At 71.5% G+C, this 15798-nt stretch carries 17 protein-coding genes; 11 read left to right on the forward strand and 6 right to left on the reverse strand.

The features are described from left to right. Positions 1–3: 3 nt before the first annotated feature. Together ACM9LD_RS00080 and ACM9LD_RS00085 are read right to left on the reverse strand one after the other, a co-directional pair. Positions 4–867 (reverse strand): alpha/beta fold hydrolase, encoded by an 864-nt coding sequence (locus ACM9LD_RS00080; RefSeq protein WP_415674787.1) that lies wholly within the window; start codon positions 865–867, stop codon positions 4–6. After that, positions 864–1217: a DUF2834 domain-containing protein gene (locus ACM9LD_RS00085; RefSeq protein WP_415674788.1), complete on the reverse strand. Its 354-nt coding sequence runs from the start codon at positions 1215–1217 to the stop codon at positions 864–866. The genes ACM9LD_RS00080 and ACM9LD_RS00085 overlap by 4 nt, the downstream gene beginning before the upstream one ends. Positions 1218–1296: 79 nt before the next feature. On the opposite strand from ACM9LD_RS00085, the gene ACM9LD_RS00090 reads away from it, so the two are divergent. From ACM9LD_RS00090 to tsaD, 4 genes are read left to right on the forward strand one after another with little or no spacing between them, the layout of a single operon-like run. Beyond that, positions 1297–1923 (forward strand): TetR/AcrR family transcriptional regulator, encoded by a 627-nt coding sequence (locus ACM9LD_RS00090; RefSeq protein ID WP_415674789.1) that lies wholly within the window; start codon positions 1297–1299, stop codon positions 1921–1923. A 50-nt stretch (positions 1924–1973) separates the two neighbouring features. Next, on the forward strand, positions 1974–2564 hold the full coding sequence (gene tsaB / locus ACM9LD_RS00095; RefSeq protein WP_415674790.1) for a tRNA (adenosine(37)-N6)-threonylcarbamoyltransferase complex dimerization subunit type 1 TsaB: 591 nt from the start codon (positions 1974–1976) through the stop codon (positions 2562–2564). Then, positions 2557–3027 carry a ribosomal protein S18-alanine N-acetyltransferase gene (rimI, locus tag ACM9LD_RS00100; protein ID WP_415674791.1) on the forward strand — a complete coding sequence of 157 codons (471 nt, stop codon included), beginning with the start codon at positions 2557–2559 and terminating at the stop codon, positions 3025–3027. Before tsaB ends, rimI begins: the two co-directional genes overlap by 8 nt. Continuing rightward, complete coding sequence (gene tsaD, locus ACM9LD_RS00105) at positions 3024–4058, forward strand: tRNA (adenosine(37)-N6)-threonylcarbamoyltransferase complex transferase subunit TsaD (protein ID WP_415674792.1); 1035 nt, start codon at positions 3024–3026, stop codon at positions 4056–4058. Before rimI ends, tsaD begins: the two co-directional genes overlap by 4 nt. A 25-nt stretch (positions 4059–4083) precedes the next feature. Here tsaD and ACM9LD_RS00110 read toward each other — a convergent pair whose 3' ends face one another. Then, positions 4084–4512 (reverse strand): MarR family winged helix-turn-helix transcriptional regulator, encoded by a 429-nt coding sequence (locus ACM9LD_RS00110; RefSeq protein ID WP_415674793.1) that lies wholly within the window; start codon positions 4510–4512, stop codon positions 4084–4086. Between the two features lie 150 nt (positions 4513–4662). Between ACM9LD_RS00110 and ACM9LD_RS00115 the strand changes: the two genes are divergently transcribed. Beyond that, the gene (locus ACM9LD_RS00115) at positions 4663–6138 is read left to right on the forward strand and encodes an MFS transporter (RefSeq protein ID WP_415674794.1); all 1476 of its coding nucleotides are present in this window, start codon (positions 4663–4665) and stop codon (positions 6136–6138) included. A 73-nt stretch (positions 6139–6211) separates the two neighbouring features. Here ACM9LD_RS00115 and ACM9LD_RS00120 read toward each other — a convergent pair whose 3' ends face one another. Beyond that, positions 6212–7081 (reverse strand): AraC family transcriptional regulator, encoded by an 870-nt coding sequence (locus tag ACM9LD_RS00120; protein WP_415674795.1) that lies wholly within the window; start codon positions 7079–7081, stop codon positions 6212–6214. A gap of 72 nt (positions 7082–7153) precedes the next feature. On the opposite strand from ACM9LD_RS00120, the gene ACM9LD_RS00125 reads away from it, so the two are divergent. Beyond that, the gene (locus tag ACM9LD_RS00125) at positions 7154–7846 is read left to right on the forward strand and encodes an alpha/beta hydrolase (protein WP_415674796.1); all 693 of its coding nucleotides are present in this window, start codon (positions 7154–7156) and stop codon (positions 7844–7846) included. Between the two features lie 26 nt (positions 7847–7872). On the opposite strand, the gene ACM9LD_RS00130 is transcribed toward ACM9LD_RS00125, so the two are convergent. Further along, complete coding sequence (locus ACM9LD_RS00130) at positions 7873–8331, reverse strand: MarR family winged helix-turn-helix transcriptional regulator (RefSeq protein WP_415674797.1); 459 nt, start codon at positions 8329–8331, stop codon at positions 7873–7875. 61 nt (positions 8332–8392) lie between these two features. Here ACM9LD_RS00130 and ACM9LD_RS00135 point away from each other — a divergent pair, with 61 nt between their 5' ends. The 5 genes from ACM9LD_RS00135 (at position 8393) to groL (ending at position 15387) form a co-directional block, all read left to right on the forward strand. Continuing rightward, positions 8393–9958 (forward strand): MFS transporter, encoded by a 1566-nt coding sequence (locus ACM9LD_RS00135; RefSeq protein ID WP_415674798.1) that lies wholly within the window; start codon positions 8393–8395, stop codon positions 9956–9958. A gap of 47 nt (positions 9959–10005) precedes the next feature. Then, positions 10006–11757 (forward strand): DUF2339 domain-containing protein, encoded by a 1752-nt coding sequence (locus ACM9LD_RS00140; RefSeq protein ID WP_415674799.1) that lies wholly within the window; start codon positions 10006–10008, stop codon positions 11755–11757. Positions 11758–11837: 80 nt separating this feature from the next. Next, positions 11838–13211 (forward strand): DUF445 domain-containing protein, encoded by a 1374-nt coding sequence (locus ACM9LD_RS00145; protein ID WP_415674800.1) that lies wholly within the window; start codon positions 11838–11840, stop codon positions 13209–13211. A gap of 170 nt (positions 13212–13381) precedes the next feature. After that, positions 13382–13681 (forward strand): co-chaperone GroES, encoded by a 300-nt coding sequence (gene groES, locus ACM9LD_RS00150; RefSeq protein WP_068528650.1) that lies wholly within the window; start codon positions 13382–13384, stop codon positions 13679–13681. 98 nt (positions 13682–13779) lie between these two features. After that, positions 13780–15387: a chaperonin GroEL gene (gene groL, locus ACM9LD_RS00155; RefSeq protein WP_415674801.1), complete on the forward strand. Its 1608-nt coding sequence runs from the start codon at positions 13780–13782 to the stop codon at positions 15385–15387. 75 nt (positions 15388–15462) lie between these two features. Here groL and ACM9LD_RS00160 read toward each other — a convergent pair whose 3' ends face one another. After that, on the reverse strand, positions 15463–15765 hold the full coding sequence (locus tag ACM9LD_RS00160; protein WP_415674802.1) for a WhiB family transcriptional regulator: 303 nt from the start codon (positions 15763–15765) through the stop codon (positions 15463–15465). Positions 15766–15798 lie beyond the last annotated feature (33 nt).

The following is a 15798-nucleotide window of genomic DNA, read 5'->3' on the forward strand; positions in this document are numbered from 1 at the left end:
GGGCTACCGGGTGGGGAGGGCGGCGATCTCGGTGATCGCCCGCACGACGGACTGCGGCGCGTCGAGGGAGACGAAGGTGCGGGCACCGTCGACCTCGACGAACCGGGTGCCGCCCGGCCGGTCGTCCCCGAAGGCGGCGGCGAGCCGGCGGCCCAGAGCGGGCGTGAAGCATCGATCAGCCATGCCCCACGCGAAGGTCACGGGCCCGGGGAAGTCGCGCATCGTCGGCGAGACCCGGGCGAGATCGGACGGGGCGATCCCGGCGAGCAGCGCCGCGAGGTCGGCGCGGATCTTCGCGGCCACCTGCGTCGGCCGCACCCAGGACGCGGTGACGTCCGGGTCGGGATCGGTGACGAGCAGCCCGAAGCCGAGCGGCGAGTGCCGCAGGGCTGCCGAGCGCATCGTCGTCATCAGCGGCCGGATCGTCGCGCGGTGCCGGAGTACCGCGAAGAGCGCCGCGAAGGGCTGGGGCGGAAACGTCTCGAAGGCATCGCAATTGGTGAGCACCACACGGCCGATCAGCTCGGGCCGCTCGTGCAGTACGTACTGGCAGACCGCGCCGCCGGTGTCGTTGCCGACGAGCGTGCAGCCCTGCAGGCCCTGGTCCTCGATGAAGTCGGCGACCATACGGGCGACGCCGCGCGGACCGTCGGCGACGGCCTTCGGGCACGCGATGCGGTGCGAGCCGAGGGGCCAGGTGACCGACCAGCACCGGTGGCCCGCCGCGCCGAGTGTGCCCGCGACGCGGTCCCACAGCTGCAGGTCGACGACCGCGCCGTGCACGAACAGCACGGGCGGGTGGTCGGAGGTCTCCGGCCCGTAGACGTGGAAGTCGACGGTGCCAGTGGGGAGTGACGCGAGGCTCATGCTGGCACTCCTGACGTCGCGGGCGCGACACCGTCAAACTCCCGGGCGGAGTGGGTCTCGCGCAGGTAGAGGTACAGGGGGAGGGAGAGTGACAGCCCGACGAGGCAGGTCGCCGGGATCACGAGCCACCAGCGCTGCACGCCGACCCGCTGGGCGTCGGTCGACGACCAGACGAGGAAGACGACGATCGACAGCAGCACGTCGGCGGTGAAGCCCGACGTGGCTCCGTTCGGGAACAGGCTCGTGAGGAACAGGGGGAGGTCGAGTCCCTCGGTGGCGAAGAAGCCGCCGAAGAAGACCCACGGCACCACGGTGCCGATCGCCATCATGACCAGGTAGAACCACCGCATGGCACACCCTTCGAAGAGTCGGGGGCTAGAGTCGGAGCGAAGTTACGAACACTCGGTATGAAAGTTACGTGCAACCTGTATGGAAGTCAATGGTGAAGATCGGGGCGGCCGCCGTACCCAGGCGGAGCGCACCGCCGCGACCCGCACCGCGCTGATCGCCGCGGCCCGCGGGCTGTTCGCCGAGCACGGCTACGCCGGCGTCGGCACCCAGGCGATCGTCGAGGCGGCGGGCGTCACCCGCGGCGCCCTCTACCACCAGTTCGGGGACAAGCGCGGACTGTTCGAGGCCGTCTTCGACGCGGTCGAGGAGGAGACGATCAGCGGCGCCGCGCAGGCGGTGCTCGCCGCCGGCGACCTCGACCCCGTCGACACCATGTTGCTCGCGGTCGATTCCTTCATGGAGGCGATCGCCGCCCCCGGCATCACGCGGATCACGATGATCGACGCCCCCGCGGTGCTCGGCTGGGAGGGCTGGCGCGCCCGCGGCGAGAAGTACGGGCTCGCCGTCATCGAGGCGCTCATCGCGCAGGCCGTCGACAAGGGGTGGATGGCCCCGCGGCCCGTGCGTCCGCTCGCGCACGTGATCCTCGGCATGCTCGACGAATCCGCCCTGTACGTCACCCGCGCCGACGACCGGGACACGGCGTTGGCCGAGGTCCGGGCGGTGATCGCCCAGTTCGTCCGCGGCCTGATGCGCCCGGAGTGAGCGCCCTCGCGGATTTCGGGCGCACGAAGCCGAGGCGGTAACCTGCAGGTATGTACGTGCTCGCCCTGGATACCGCCACGCCGGCGCTCACGGTGGGCATCGTCGACTCCGAGACCGGCGCCGTGCTCGCCCGCCGTGACCGCACGCACGCGCGCGGTCACGCCGAGGTGCTCGTGCCCTACCTGCTCGAATGCCTCGCCGAGGCCGGGCTGCAGCGCGCCGACCTGGGCGCCGTCATCGTCGGCTGCGGCCCCGGCCCCTTCACCGGCCTGCGGGTCGGCATGGCCACCGCCGCCGCCTTCGGCGACGCGCTCGGCATCGAGGTGCACGGCGTGTGCAGCCTCGACGCCATCGCCGCCGAGGCGCTCACGCGGGGCGAGACCGGCGACGTGGTCGTCGTGACCGACGCCCGCCGCAAGGAGGTCTACTGGGCCCGCTACGCCGACGGTGTCCGCACGGAAGGGCCCGGCGTCATCAAGCCCGCCGAGCTGGACGTCGCCGGCGCGCGGACCGTCGAGGGATCGCCCACGCCGGCGGGCCTCGTGGCGGTCGGCAAGCGCCTTCTCGGCACGGATCCGCAGCCGCTCGTGCCGCTGTACCTGCGCCGCCCCGACGCCGTCGAAACGGCCGCGCGTGCCTGAGATCCCGATCGGACCACTGCGTCCCGACGAGGCCGAGCGCTGCGCCGAACTGGAGACCGTCCTGTTCGCCGGCGACAACCCCTGGCCCGCCTCGGCGTTCACGCCCGAGCGGCACACCCGCTTCTTCGCCGCCCGCGACGGTGCGGCGGACGGCCGGCTCGTCGGCTACGCCGGAATCGGCCTGCTGGGCAACACCTTCTTCCCCGAGTCCGAGGTCCTCACCATCGGCGTCGACCCCGAGTATCAGGGCAGGGGAGTGGGATACGCGCTCCTGCGCACCCTCCTCGACGAGGCCGACCGGCACGGCGGCTCCGTCTTCCTCGAGGTGCGCACCGACAACGACACCGCCCGGACGCTGTACGAGCGCAACGGATTCGACGTCGTCGGGGTGCGGAAGAACTACTACCGGCCGTCCGGGGCCGACGCGTACACGATGAAGCGGGAAGCGCAGGGACAGCGATGATCGTCATGGGTGTCGAGAGCTCGTGCGACGAGACCGGCGTCGGCATCGTCGACTGGGATCCGGAGTCGAAGACGGCGCGGCTGCTCGCCGACGAGGTCGCCTCCTCTCAGGAGGAGCATGCCCGCTACGGCGGCGTGGTGCCCGAGGTCGCCTCGCGCGCGCACCTGGAGGCCATCGTCCCGACGATGCGGCGCGCCCTCGCTACGGCCGGCGTCGACCGGCCGGACGCGCTCGCCGTCACCATCGGACCCGGCCTCGCGGGCGCCCTGCTCGTGGGCGTCGCGGCCGCGAAAGCCTATGCGGCGGCGTGGGACGTGCCCTTCTACGGCCTCAACCACCTGGGCGGACACGTCGCCGTCGACACCCTCGAGCACGGCCCGATGCCGCCCTGCATCGCGCTGCTCGTCTCCGGCGGGCACACGCACCTACTGCACGTGACCGACCTCGGCGCCCCGATCACCGAGCTCGGCACCACCGTCGACGACGCCGCGGGGGAGGCCTTCGACAAGGTCGCCCGCCTCCTCGGCCTCGGATACCCCGGCGGCCCCGTCATCGACGAGCTCGCGCGCCAGGGCGATCCGAAGGCGATCCGGTTCCCACGCGCCATGACCCGGCAGCAGGACGCCCGGCACGACTTCTCGTTCAGCGGGCTGAAGACCGCGGTCGCGCGGCACGTCGAGGCCGAGAACGCCGCCGGTCGGCCACTGAACGTGCCCGACATCGCCGCGTCCTTCCAGGAGGCCGTCGCGGACGTGCTGACCTTCAAGGCGATCCGCGCCGCGCAGGACGTGGGCGTGGAGACGATGGTGCTCGGCGGCGGCGCCACCGCGAACTCGCGCATCCGCTCGCTGGCGCAGGAACGCTGCGACGCCGCGGGCATCGAACTGCGCGTGCCCAAGCCGCGGCTGTGCACCGACAACGGCGTGATGATCGCGGCGCTCGGCGCGCACGTCATCGACGCCGACCCGACGCCCACCGACCTCGGCGCCGCGACCGACCCCGGTCTCTCGGTCACGCTCACGAAGCTGTAGTCGGGCGCCCCCCAGCTCTCAGTACTCAGGCCTCCCCGGCCCGCGCGGCGAGTGCCGCGTTGAGGGCGGTGAGGCCGGAGATGAGCGCCTCGCGGTCCTTCTCGTCGAGGTCGGCCATGATCGACCCGATGCCGCGCAGCTTGACGTCGCGGTCGCGCTGGAACGCGGCCCGTCCGGCGGCGGTCGCGCGGATGCGTTTCGGGCCGGAGACGGCACCGTCGGCCTCGAGCAGGCCGTGCTCGATGGCCTTGTTGACCTGCCGATTCACGGTGGACTGCTCGAGCTCGAGCTCCGTGGCGATCTCCTTGAGCGTGCTCGGCCCGGCGTAGTCGAGGAGCAGCAGCACCAGGTACGCCGATCGGTCGAGGTGCAGCTCCATCGACCGCGGGCGCGCCCGCATGTGCCGCCCGAGGGCGTTGATCTCCCGCTCGAGGCGGCGCGCCGCGTCGTCCATGCTTCCTCCTCGAGGATCGATCCGCCGATTCTGTCAGGCCGGCGGAATGTCCGTGTTGCACGGTGCGCGCTCGAGGCATATGGTTGCACAGTTCAACGATATGTATGTTACACACATTCGATCGTTTCCCCGCGTAGAGAGGTGGTCCTCGTGACCAGCACCGTTACCGGGCAGGGCGCGCTCGCACCGAGCGGCTCCCGCCGGAACCACCCACTCGTGACCGTGATCATCCTGTGCTTCGGCGGCATGGTCGCCGCGCTCATGCAGTCGCTCGTGATCCCGATCCAGCCCGAGCTGCCGCAGCTGCTGAACACCTCGACGGCGAACGCCTCCTGGGTCATCACCGCCACGCTGCTCGCGGCCGCGGTCGCCATGCCCATCGGCGGCCGCCTCGCCGACATGATCGGCAAGCGCCGCGTCCTCGTCCTCAGCGCCGCGCTGCTCGTCGCGGGCTCGCTCGCCGCGGCGCTCTCGACCGGCCTGCTCCTGATGCTGCTCGGCCGCGTGCTGCAGGGCCTGGCCATGGCCTTCATCCCCGTCGGCATCTCGATGATGCGCGAGGTCACGCCGCCCGCCATGACCGCGACGGCCGTCGCCGCCATGAGCGCGACCCTCGGCGTCGGCGGCGCCATCGGCCTGCCGCTCTCGGCCTGGATCGCGCAGACCTACGACTGGCACATGCTGTTCTGGGTGTCGACGGTGCTCGCCGGGCTCATTCTGGCCGCCGTCCTGTTCGTGCTGCCCGACGGTGCGCCCGGCGTCGGCGGCCGGATCGACGTGATCGGCTCGATCGGCCTCGCCGTCGGCCTGGTCGCAACCCTCGTCGCCGTCTCCAAGGGCAACGACTGGGGCTGGACCTCCGGCACCACGCTCGGTCTGCTCGTCGGCGGCCTGATCGTGCTCGTCGCCTGGGGCTTCTACGAACTGCGGCACGACGATCCGCTCGTCGACCTGCGGACCTCCGCGCGGCCCCGCGTGCTCATCACCAACATCGCCACCGTGACCATCGGTTTCGGCATGATGGCGATGATGCTCTGCGTCCCGCAGATCATGGAGTACCCCACGGCCACCGGCTTCGGCCTGGGCAAGAGCATGCTCGAAGCGGGCCTGTGGATGATGCCCGGCGGCATCATGATGATGATCTTCGCCCCGGTATCCAGCGTCCTCATCAAGAAGGTTGGCCCCGCCGTGACCCTCGCGATCGGCGCCTTCGTCGTGGCCGGCGGCTACGTGCTCGCGTACTTCCTCATGGACGCCGCGTGGAAGCTCTCGCTCGCGTCGATCGTCGGCACGGTCGGCGTCGCGATCGCCTACGCCGCGATGCCGACGATCATCATGTCGTCGGTGCCGCAGAGCGAGACGGGCGCGGCCATCGGCCTCAACGCCCTGATGCGCTCGCTGGGAACCACGATCTGCTCCGCCGTCGCCGCCGCGATCATCTCCGCCAAGTCGGTGACGATGGCCGGGCATGTGATCCCCACACAGGGCGCCTTCGAGACGATCTTCGTGGTCGCCGCCGTCGCCGCGCTGCTCGCCGGCGTCATCGCGCTGCTGATCCCCAAGCCGCAGGTGGAGACCCCGGCCGAGGCGCAGGCTCCCGCTGAGGTTCCCGCCGCCGCGAAGTAGCGCTCAGCGACGGTATCCCTCCGCGCGACTGATCCCGCCCCGTTCCTCCTGGAACGCGGCGGGATCCGGCGGTTCAGGGGGACGACTGGTGCGCGCGCCAGCGCAGGGGAGGGGCGCCGAATCGGCGGTGGAAGGCGCGGCTGAAGCCCGCCTCCGACGCGTAGCCCACCGCGCGCCCCACCTCGGCGACCGAGGAATCGGTGTCGCGCAACAGCTCCGCAGCGCGGTCGAGGCGCTGTGCGGCGACGTACGCGGCGGGCGGCACGCCCAGTGAGCGGCTGAACCTCGCAGCCAAGGCCGATCGGGACAGGCTGGCCACGCGTGCGAGTTCGTCGATGCTCCACGGGTGTTCGGGGTGCGCGTGCACGGCGGTGAGCACCGGTCCGAGCCGTGGGTCCATCGCTGCGGTGAGCCAACCGGGGCCGGAATCGGCCTGCGCGGCCCACTGGCGCAGCGCGTGGATGAAGAGCAGGTCGAGGATCCGTGCGGCCATGACGTGGCTGCCCGGGCTCGGCGAATCCGTCTCGGCGAGGAGCAGTTCCAGGCTCGCGCGCAGCCACTGCGCGTCGGGCGCCGCCCCCGAGCAGTGGATCACCGGTGGCAGCACCGCGAGCACGGGGTCCGCGACGGCGTGGTCGGCGGTGAACTCCCCGGTGACCCAGTCCGCGCCCGCGGGACCGGACAGCTGGTGCTCGTCGCCCCGGGGGAGCAGCGCCATGTCGGAGGGGCCCAGCGCCACCGTCGTGCCGCCGACGCGCACCGTCATCCCCTCGGAGACCGCGAGGTGGACGACGCGCCGCCCCGTGATGCGCAGGCTGACGGGCCGCGCCGAGGATCCGCGGCGGACGCGATCGCCCCGCAGATGCACCGCCCGCAAGAGGGCGCTGAGCGCGTCCGGTGCGTCGTCTGGACGATCGGCAAAGAAAGAGGGTGAATCAGGCATGGTATTTGACTTCGCATCCTTCTAGCGTGGACAGGGCAAGGATAAGCCACTGCACACGAAAGGTCACTACCGATGACGAAGCCCACGATCGTCCTGGTCCACGGATTCTGGGGCGGGGCCGCCCACTGGGGAGATCTCATCGTCGAGCTGCGTCGCCGCGGCTACCCCGAGCTGCGGGCCGTCGAGAACCCGCTCACGTCCCTCGCCGACGACGCCGAGCGCACGCGGAAGATGGTCGCGCAGGTCGACGGCCCCGTGCTCCTCGTCGGCCACTCCTACGGCGGCGCCGTGATCACCGAGGCCGGCAACCAGCCCAACGTCGTGGGCCTGGTCTACGTCGCGGCCTTCGCGCCCGATGCGGGCGAGAGTCCCGGAGCGATCACCGAGCAGCACCCGCCGGCCGCCGTCGACGCGATCGCCCCCGACTCGGACGGCTACCTGTGGATCGCGCAGGACCGCTTCCGGGAGAGCTTCGCCCAGGACCTCGACGAGGACGCGGCGCTCGTCATGGCCGTCACGCAGAAGGCCCCACTCGGCTCGACCTTCGGTGACACCGTGACGGATCCGGCGTGGCGGCACAAGCCCAGCTGGTACCAGGTGTCCACGCAGGACCGGATGATCCACCCGGACAACGAGCGCCGGATGGCGGAGCGCATCGGCGCGCGCGAGGTGATCGAGCTGGACGCGAGCCACGCCTCGCTGGCCTCGCATCCCCGCGAGATCGCGGATCTCATCGACCGCGCGGTGGCCGGCCTCGACGGCTGACCGTTCCGGTCACTCCGAGCCGAGGGTCACTCCTCGCCGCAGAGGTACTCCCGCATCTCGCACTCGGCCGACTCGGCGCGCAACACCGCGCGCTGGGTCGGCCGAGCCGCGTCGTAGCGCGCGCGGCCGTCGTCGGTGATGGCGGTGAACACCGACCGCCGGTCGCTCTCGCACATGCTGCGGGTCGCGAGGCCGTCCTTCTCGAGGCGCGCCACGAGGCGCGAAAGCGCCGACTGGGAGAGGTGCACGTGCTCGGCCAGTTCGGCCATGCGCACCTTGGCGCGGTCGCCCGCCCGGGCCAGTTCCAGTTGTTCGAGGACCTCGAACTCCGACGAGGTCAGCTCGTGCGCCGCGAGCGCGCGGTCGAGCGCGCAGGTCATGCGGGCGTAGTCGCGCATCAGCCGGTGCCACTGCTCGGCCAGCGCGTCGTCCGCGGGGGTGCAGGGAATCGTGTCGACCGGGGCGACGTCGCCTTTGACGCTCATGCCCGCAGTCTACACCGGACCGGCGCAAAATATTCCTGCGCATTAAATGTAGACACATTTAATGCGTGCGCATAGAGTCTCCGGAGTGACCACGACACACGAACCCCCGACAGCACCGTCGAACCCGACCCCCGGGAGGGAAGAACTCCACGTCACCACCGCCTCCGGCTGGACCTCCCGGACCTGGCTGCTCCTGCTCGTCCTCTGCGGCGCCCTGTTCCTCGACGCCCTCGACATCTCGATGGTGGGCGTGGCACTGCCCTCCATCAAGGCCGCCCTCGGCATGGATCCGTCGTCCCTGCAGTGGATCGTCTCCGGCTACGTCCTCGGCTACGGCGGCCTGCTGCTCCTCGGCGGGCGCGCCGCCGACCTGATCGGCCGGCGCCCCGTCTTCCTCGGCGCCGTCCTCGTCTTCGGCGTGGCCTCCGTCGCCACTGCCTTCGTCGACATGCCGACCGCGCTGATCGCGCTGCGCTTCATCAAGGGCGTCGCCGCGGCCTTCACCGTCCCCGCCGGCCTGTCGATCATCACCACGACCTTCGCCGAGGGGCCGGCCCGCAACAAGGCCTTCTCCATCTACACGGTCGCCGGAGCCTCCGGCTTCTCGATGGGCCTGGTCTTCGGCGGCCTGCTCACCGAGGTCTCCTACCGGCTCACCCTGCTCTTCCCCGGCCCGGTCGCCCTCGCGCTGGTCGTGCTGGGGTGGAAGGTCATCCCGCGCACCGCACCGTCGGAGACCTTCGCGTTCAAGCGCTTCGACGTGGCCGGGGCCCTCACCTCGACCGGCGCCCTGCTGATCCTCGTCTACACGGTGGTCCAGGCGCCCCACCTCGGCTGGGCCTCGCCCACGGTGCTCACCCTGTTCGCCGTGTCCGCGCTGCTCGCGGTGGCCTTCGTGGTGATCGAGGCCAAGCACCGGCACCCGCTGGTCCGGCTGGGCATCCTGCGCTCCGTCCGGCTGGTGCACGCCAACCTCGCCGGCTTCGTCATGTTCGGCGGGTACGCGGCCTTCCAGTTCCTGGTCACGCTGTACGTGCAGGACTCGCTGGGCTGGAGCCCCGTCGCCATGTCGCTGGCCTTCCTGCCCGCCGGCCTGCTGGTGGTGGCGTCGGCGACCAAGATCGACGCCGTCCTCGACCGGGTGAACAGCACCGTGCTCGTCGCCGTCGGCCTCACCGCCTTCCTCGGCGCGTACGTCTGGTTCCTCCGCGCGGAGGCGGGCGCCAGTTACTGGCTGTTCCTGTTCCCGACGATCCTGCTGCTCGGCGTGGGCTTCGCCCTCACCTTCCCGGCCGTGAACTCGCAGGCCACCGAGGGCGTGGACGACGACGAGCAGGGCCTCGCCTCCGGCCTGCTCAACACCTTCATCCAGGTCGGCGGCGCCGTGATGATGGCCGTCGTCACCGCGATCACCACCAGCGCGGGCGCCCAGGCCCTGCCGGGGCAGCTGCTCCCCGGCATGACCACCGCGATCGCCGTGGTCGTCGGGCTCACCCTCGTCGGCCTCGCGGGCACGGTGACGGTCCTCGCCCTCGCCCGCCCGGGCCGGCCCGACGGTGCCGCCGTCCCCGGTCCCGACTCCGCTCCCGGGGTGGGGGCCGAGGTGGGAAGTACCGCCCTCGACTGAGTAGTCCTACGCTGCCGCGCCGCAGTCCGGCGCGGCAGCGTAAGGGCATGCCTCAGAACGCCCCGCAATCAGACGCCCGGATCGCCCGGCTCGCCACCGAACTCGACATCACCGTCCGCCGTCTGCAATGGATGCAGGCCGAGCTCGGCGTGCTGCAGCGGCCCGTCGCCGCCCCCGTTCTCATCAGCCAGGCGCAGCGGCCGGCGCCGGCGCCCGTGCCGGCGCCCCAGCCGCGCCCGGTGCCGCCGCCTCCGCCGATGCCCTTCCCGGCTCCCGCACCCGCGCGGCCGGTGCGGCCGCCCGTCTTCACCGTCGCGCGGGTGCTCGCCGGTGCGGGCGTGCTCGTGACGCTGATCGGTGTCGCGCTGCTCCTCGTCCTCGCCGCGCAGGCCGGGCTCCTCGGCCCGGCGGTCCGCGTCGGCCTCGGGACCGCGCTCGCCGCGAGCCTCCTCGGCGCCGCGCTCTGGCTGCACCGCCGTCCCGGCGGCAGCATCGGGTCCGCCGCGCTCGCCGCCACGGGCATCGCCGCGGCCTATCTCGACACCGTCGCCGTCACCGGGATCTACGAGTGGGTCCCGCCGGTCGTCGGTCTCAGCCTCTCGGGCCTCATCGCCCTCGGCGGGCTCGCGCTCGCCCAGCGGTGGCGCAGCCAGTGGCTCGGGATCGCGCTCTACGCCCCCGTCTACCTGCTGGCGCCGCCGCTCGCCGACAACGCCTACCTGCTCGGCGGCTTCACCCTGATCCTCGCCATCGCCTCGATCGGCGTCTCCCGTCCGGCCGCGTGGCCGTGGCTGCACGTGGTCCGTTCGGCCGGCAGCTCGCTCACCCTCGCGGCGCTCGCCCTCGGCGCCGGATCGGCCGACGCCCTCCCGATCCTGGGCGCGACGGTGCTCGGCGCCGTCGTCGGTCTGGTCGCCGCCGCCGATCCCGACGCCCGCGCCGGCAGGTGCTGGCCGCTGGTCACCGCCGGGATCGTCTCCGCGGCACCCGTGCTGCTCGCGATGGTCGGCGTCCCCGTCTGGGCGGCGGCCTTCGCCGCTCTCGCCCTGGCCGCGGCGGCGATCACGCTCGGCCTGATGCCTGGCACGGCGCCCGCGGTTCGCGGCGTGTGGTTCGGCGTCGCCGCCGGCGCCGCTCTCATCGGGGCCGTGCTCTGCGTGCCCGCCGCCTCGCTACCCGCGGTGCTGCTCGCCCTCGGGACCGGCGCGCTGATCGCGGCCGGCCGCGAACCGTCGGCCTGCTGGGCCGGCACGGCGCTCGGCGGCCTGGGCCTCGCCGTCGCGCTCGAGCGGTACGGCGCGACGGTGACCCTGCTCGACGACGCCGTCCGCCGCGGCGCGGGCACCGCCCCCGCGATCGCGGCCGCGGTCCTCGCGCTGGTCTTCGCCGTCGTCGCCGCGTGGCGACTCGTTCCGCAGGTGCCCGAGGAGTCCCGGAATCCGGTCGGCGTGGCGTGCGGCGTCGCGGCCCTCGGCGCGGCGACCGCGCTGCTCGCGAATGTCGGCTGGGCGGTCGGCGGTGTCGAGGGCGCGCGGTGGGGCCACGGTGTCGCCACCGTCGCCTGGATCGCGACCGGCGCGTACCTGCTGCTGCAGCGGCGCCACGACGGGGGCACGGCGGGGAACGTCGCCGGACTCGCGCTCATCGGCGGCGCCGTCGCCAAGCTCTTCCTCTTCGACCTCGCCGCCCTCGACGGCGCGGTCCGCGTGATCGCCTTCCTCCTGGTCGGCATCACCCTGCTGGGGGTGGGCGCGGCCTACGCGGCCCGGTCGGACCGGGCACGTCGCACCGTCGGATGACGGGAACGCGCCTGGCGGAGTGGCACGCCCTCATGTGATTCACATCACGTTCACCGATTGTCGTGCGTAGGGTGTCCGCCATGCAGACCTGGGCCGAGATCACTGCTGACGTTCAACGGAACTGGCTCGTCTACGTGTCCATGCCGATCATCGCGGCGCTCATCGGCTACGGGACCAAGGTGGTCGCGATCCGGATGATGTTCCGGCCGCATCAGTTCAAGGGCATCGGCAAGCTCGGGTGGCAGGGCATCATCCCGAAGCGGGCGCCGCAGATGGTCGAGGTGCTGTGCGACACCCTCACCGACCGGCTGGTCTCGGCGTCGGACATCCTCGAGAAGGTCGACGCGGACGAGCTGGGTGATCGCATGGAGCGGCAGTTGCGTCGCGAGGTCGCGCGGATCGTGCCCGAGGTGGCAGCCGAATACCAGCCCGCGCTGTGGAACCTGCTGCCCACGACCGCCCAGGACCTCGTGATCCAGCGCGCCCAGGTCATCGCGCGGGATCTCGTGCCCAAGCTGGTCGCGGCGATCCGGGAGAACATCGACGAGGTCTTCGACCTCAAGGAGATGGTCACGCGGGAGGTGCTCGCCGACCCCGACGTGCTGGAGAAGATGTTCCTCGACGTGGGCCGGCGGGAGTTCGCGTTCATCCGCAACAGCGGCCTCGTCTTCGGCTTCTTCATCGGCCTGCTGCAGGCCGCCTGCTGGGCGCTCTTCCGCAATCCGTGGATCATGCCGCTGTTCGGCCTCTTCACCGGCTGGTTCACCGACTGGGCGGCGCTGCGGCTGATCTTCAACCCGAAGGAGCCGAAGAAGTACCTCGGCTTCATCCCGTGGCAGGGCCTGTTCCAGAAGCACCGCGTCCCCGTCTCCGAGGAGTACGGCGCGCTCATCGCCACGCGCGTGCTCACCGCGGAGCGGCTGGTCCGCTCGCTGTTCACGGGGCCGCAGCGCGACCAGCTGGTGACCGTCGTGGCGGGCGTGCTGCGCGAGGCGATGGAGGACGAGATCCCCAGCGTCGAGAAGGCGCTGCGGAGCAACGCGCAGAACCTCGGGCTCGACAAGGTCGGAGTCGGCCCGCTCACGGCGGGGAATCTGGTCGGCGTGGTCGCGGACGCGGTGGGGATGGTGGGCGGCGCCGTCGGCGGGCAGGTGGGCAGGGTCGCGGGCGGCCTCGACATGGCTCAGATCGGGCCGATGTCGCGCGCGGGCGCGGACGACTTCGTCGGGTCCATGCCGGTGATGCTCGCCGACGCCAACGACTACCTCGATGCGAAGCTCGACATCCGCACGACGATGGTGCAGAAGATGGCGGCGATGACCCCCGACGAGTTCGAGGGCGTGCTCCGCCCCGCCTTCCAGGCGGACGAGAAGACGCTCATCATGGTGGGCGCGATCCTCGGCTTCCTCGTCGGTGAACTGCAGGTTCTGATGGTGGAGCATCTCACCCACTGAATTGTCCGAACGCCGCCCTTGAGTGCTAGCACTCCCATCGGTAGAGTGCTAAGTGGTTCGTGTGTGCGGGGAACTCCGCGCGCACAAGGTGACGCCGGCACCCGCGACGACGGCTGTGACTTTCGGGCCACCCAACATGACAGAAGATTTTCCACACATGGAGGCGAACTGTGGCGAGCGTGAACATCAAGCCGCTTGACGACAAGATCCTGGTGAAGGCCACTGAGGCCGAGACCACCACCGCGTCGGGCCTGGTCATCCCGGACACCGCCAAGGAGAAGCCGCAGACCGGCACCGTCGTCGCCGTGGGCGAGGGCCGCGTGACCGAGCAGGGCAACCGGGTTCCCACCGGCATCAACGAGGGCGACACCGTGCTGTTCAGCAAGTACGGCGGCACCGAGTTCAACTACGACGGCGAGGAGTACCTCGTGCTCTCCGCGCGCGACGTCCTGGCCGTCATCGGCAAGTAACGGCGCACACGTGCGAATTCCGGACCGCCCCGCCCCTGGGAAACCGCCGGGGAGGGGGCGGTCCGGCCGTTTCCGCAGAGCTTGAGGAGCTTTGAAACATGGCTAAGCAAATCGCATTCGACGAGTCGGCGCGCCGCAGCCTGGAGGCCGGTGTCGACGAGCTCGCCGACGCGGTCAAGGTCACCCTCGGCCCCCGTGGCCGCCACGTGGTGCTGGCGAAGGCCTTCGGCGGCCCCGTCGTCACCAACGACGGCGTGACCATCGCCAAGGAGATCGAGCTGGAGGACCCGGTCGAGAACCTGGGCGCCCAGCTGGTGAAGTCCGTGGCGACCAAGACCAACGACATCGCCGGCGACGGCACCACGACCGCCACCGTGCTCGCACAGGCGATCGTCAAGGAGGGCCTGCGCAACGTCGCGGCCGGCGCCAACCCGATCGAGTTCGGCAAGGGCATCGGCGCGGCGGCGGACAAGGCCGCCGAGATCCTGGTCTCGCAGGCGACCCCGGTCGACGGCGAGAAGGCGATCGCGCAGGTCGCGACCGTCAGCTCGCGCGATGCGGAGCTGGGCGCGATGATCGGCTCCGCGATGACCAAGGTCGGCGCCGACGGCGTCGTCACGATCGAGGAGAGCTCGGGCGTCGAGACCGACGTCGTCGTGACCGAGGGCGTGCAGTTCGACAAGGGCTACATCTCCCCGAACTTCGTCACGGACCTCGAGGAGCGCAAGGTCGTCTTCGACGACGCCCTGGTGCTGCTGGTCCGCGACAAGATCACGTCGCTGCCCGACTTCCTGCCGCTGCTCGAGAAGATCCTCGAGACCGGCAAGCCGGTGCTGATCGTCGCCGAGGACGTCGAGGGCGAGCCCCTGTCGACCCTGGTGCTCAACACCCTGCGCAAGACCATCCGCGCCGTCGCCGTGAAGGCGCCGTTCTTCGGTGATCGCCGCAAGGCCTTCCTCGAGGATCTCGCCATCGTCACCGGCGGCACCGTCATCAACACCGACCTGGGCCTGAGCCTGGCCACGGCCGGCATCGATCTGCTGGGCAGCGCCCGGCGCGTCGAGGTGACCAAGGACGCCACCACCATCGTCGACGGTGCCGGCTCCTCGGAGGACGTCAAGCAGCGCGCGGCGCAGATCAAGGCCGAGATCGAGAACAGCGACTCCGACTGGGACCGCGAGAAGCTCTCCGAGCGCCTCGCGAAGCTGGCCGGCGGCGTGGCTGTGATCCGCGTGGGCGCGCACACCGAGACCGAACTCAAGGAGCGCAAGCACCGCGTCGAGGACGCCGTCTCCGCCGCGCGCGCCGCGGTCGAGGAGGGCATCGTCTCCGGCGGCGGCACCGCGCTGGTGAAGGTCAGCGCGCAGCTGGCCGACCTCGAGGACGGCGCCGAGGGCGACGTCAAGCTGGGTGTGCGTGCCTTCCGGCGCGCGCTGACCGCCCCGCTGTACTGGATCGCCACCAACGCCGGCGAGGACGGTGCGGTCATCGTCAACCAGGTGACCGAGACCGGCAAGGGCTTCAACGCCGCCACGCTGGTCTTCGGCGACCTCATCGCCGACGGCGTCATCGACCCGGTGAAGGTCACCCGCAGCGCCGTGGTGAACGCCGCGTCCGTGGCGCGGATGATCCTCACCACCGAGGCCACCGTCGTCGACAAGCCGGCGGACGAGCCGGAGGACGCGCACGCGGGCCACGCGCACTAGCGCGTAGCCCGAGCGCCGCTCGAGCAACGGGAGCGCCCCCGACCGCGAGGTCGGGGGCGCTCCCTGCGTTCGGCGTCAGCCGGCGATGCGGCTGGTCTTCACCCGCGACTTCGCGGCGAGTGCGGCGCGCTCCGACTCCGACAGGCCGCCCCAGATGCCGTAGGGCTCGGCGACGGTGATCGCGTGGGCGCGGCACTGGGCGAGAACGGGGCAGGTGCGGCACAGCTCCTTGGCGCGCCGCTCGCGCTGCGCACGGGCGCGGCCGCGTTCGCCGTCGGGATGGAAGAACACCGAGCTGTCGACCCCGCGACACACGCCATGCATCTGCCAGTCCCAGAAGTCCGAGTTGGGACCGGGGAGCTCGTTGGGTTGAGGCATGCGCATTCTCCAGACACTCGGCGTTCTCGCGGG

This window comes from Tsukamurella hominis (assembly GCF_965137015.1).
GTDB lineage: Bacteria > Actinomycetota > Actinomycetes > Mycobacteriales > Mycobacteriaceae > Tsukamurella > Tsukamurella hominis.

Bases quoted from the DNA above. Each gene is read 5' to 3' on its own strand.
- tsaD (WP_415674792.1), top strand. From the start codon at position 3,024: ATGATCGTCATGGGTGTCGAGAGCTCGTGCGACGAGACCGGCGTCGGC.
- groL (WP_415674801.1), top strand. From the start codon at position 13,780: ATGGCTAAGCAAATCGCATTCGACGAGTCGGCGCGCCGCAGCCTGGAG.
- ACM9LD_RS00080 (WP_415674787.1), bottom strand. From the start codon at position 867: ATGAGCCTCGCGTCACTCCCCACTGGCACCGTCGACTTCCACGTCTAC.
- tsaB (WP_415674790.1), top strand. From the start codon at position 1,974: ATGTACGTGCTCGCCCTGGATACCGCCACGCCGGCGCTCACGGTGGGC.
- ACM9LD_RS00125 (WP_415674796.1), top strand. From the start codon at position 7,154: ATGACGAAGCCCACGATCGTCCTGGTCCACGGATTCTGGGGCGGGGCC.
- ACM9LD_RS00160 (WP_415674802.1), bottom strand. From the start codon at position 15,765: ATGCCTCAACCCAACGAGCTCCCCGGTCCCAACTCGGACTTCTGGGAC.
- ACM9LD_RS00140 (WP_415674799.1), top strand. From the start codon at position 10,006: ATGCCTCAGAACGCCCCGCAATCAGACGCCCGGATCGCCCGGCTCGCC.
- ACM9LD_RS00110 (WP_415674793.1), bottom strand. From the start codon at position 4,512: ATGGACGACGCGGCGCGCCGCCTCGAGCGGGAGATCAACGCCCTCGGG.
- ACM9LD_RS00085 (WP_415674788.1), bottom strand. From the start codon at position 1,217: ATGCGGTGGTTCTACCTGGTCATGATGGCGATCGGCACCGTGGTGCCG.
- ACM9LD_RS00135 (WP_415674798.1), top strand. From the start codon at position 8,393: ATGCGTGCGCATAGAGTCTCCGGAGTGACCACGACACACGAACCCCCG.
- ACM9LD_RS00090 (WP_415674789.1), top strand. From the start codon at position 1,297: ATGGAAGTCAATGGTGAAGATCGGGGCGGCCGCCGTACCCAGGCGGAG.
- ACM9LD_RS00120 (WP_415674795.1), bottom strand. From the start codon at position 7,081: ATGCCTGATTCACCCTCTTTCTTTGCCGATCGTCCAGACGACGCACCG.
- ACM9LD_RS00130 (WP_415674797.1), bottom strand. From the start codon at position 8,331: ATGAGCGTCAAAGGCGACGTCGCCCCGGTCGACACGATTCCCTGCACC.
- ACM9LD_RS00145 (WP_415674800.1), top strand. From the start codon at position 11,838: ATGCAGACCTGGGCCGAGATCACTGCTGACGTTCAACGGAACTGGCTC.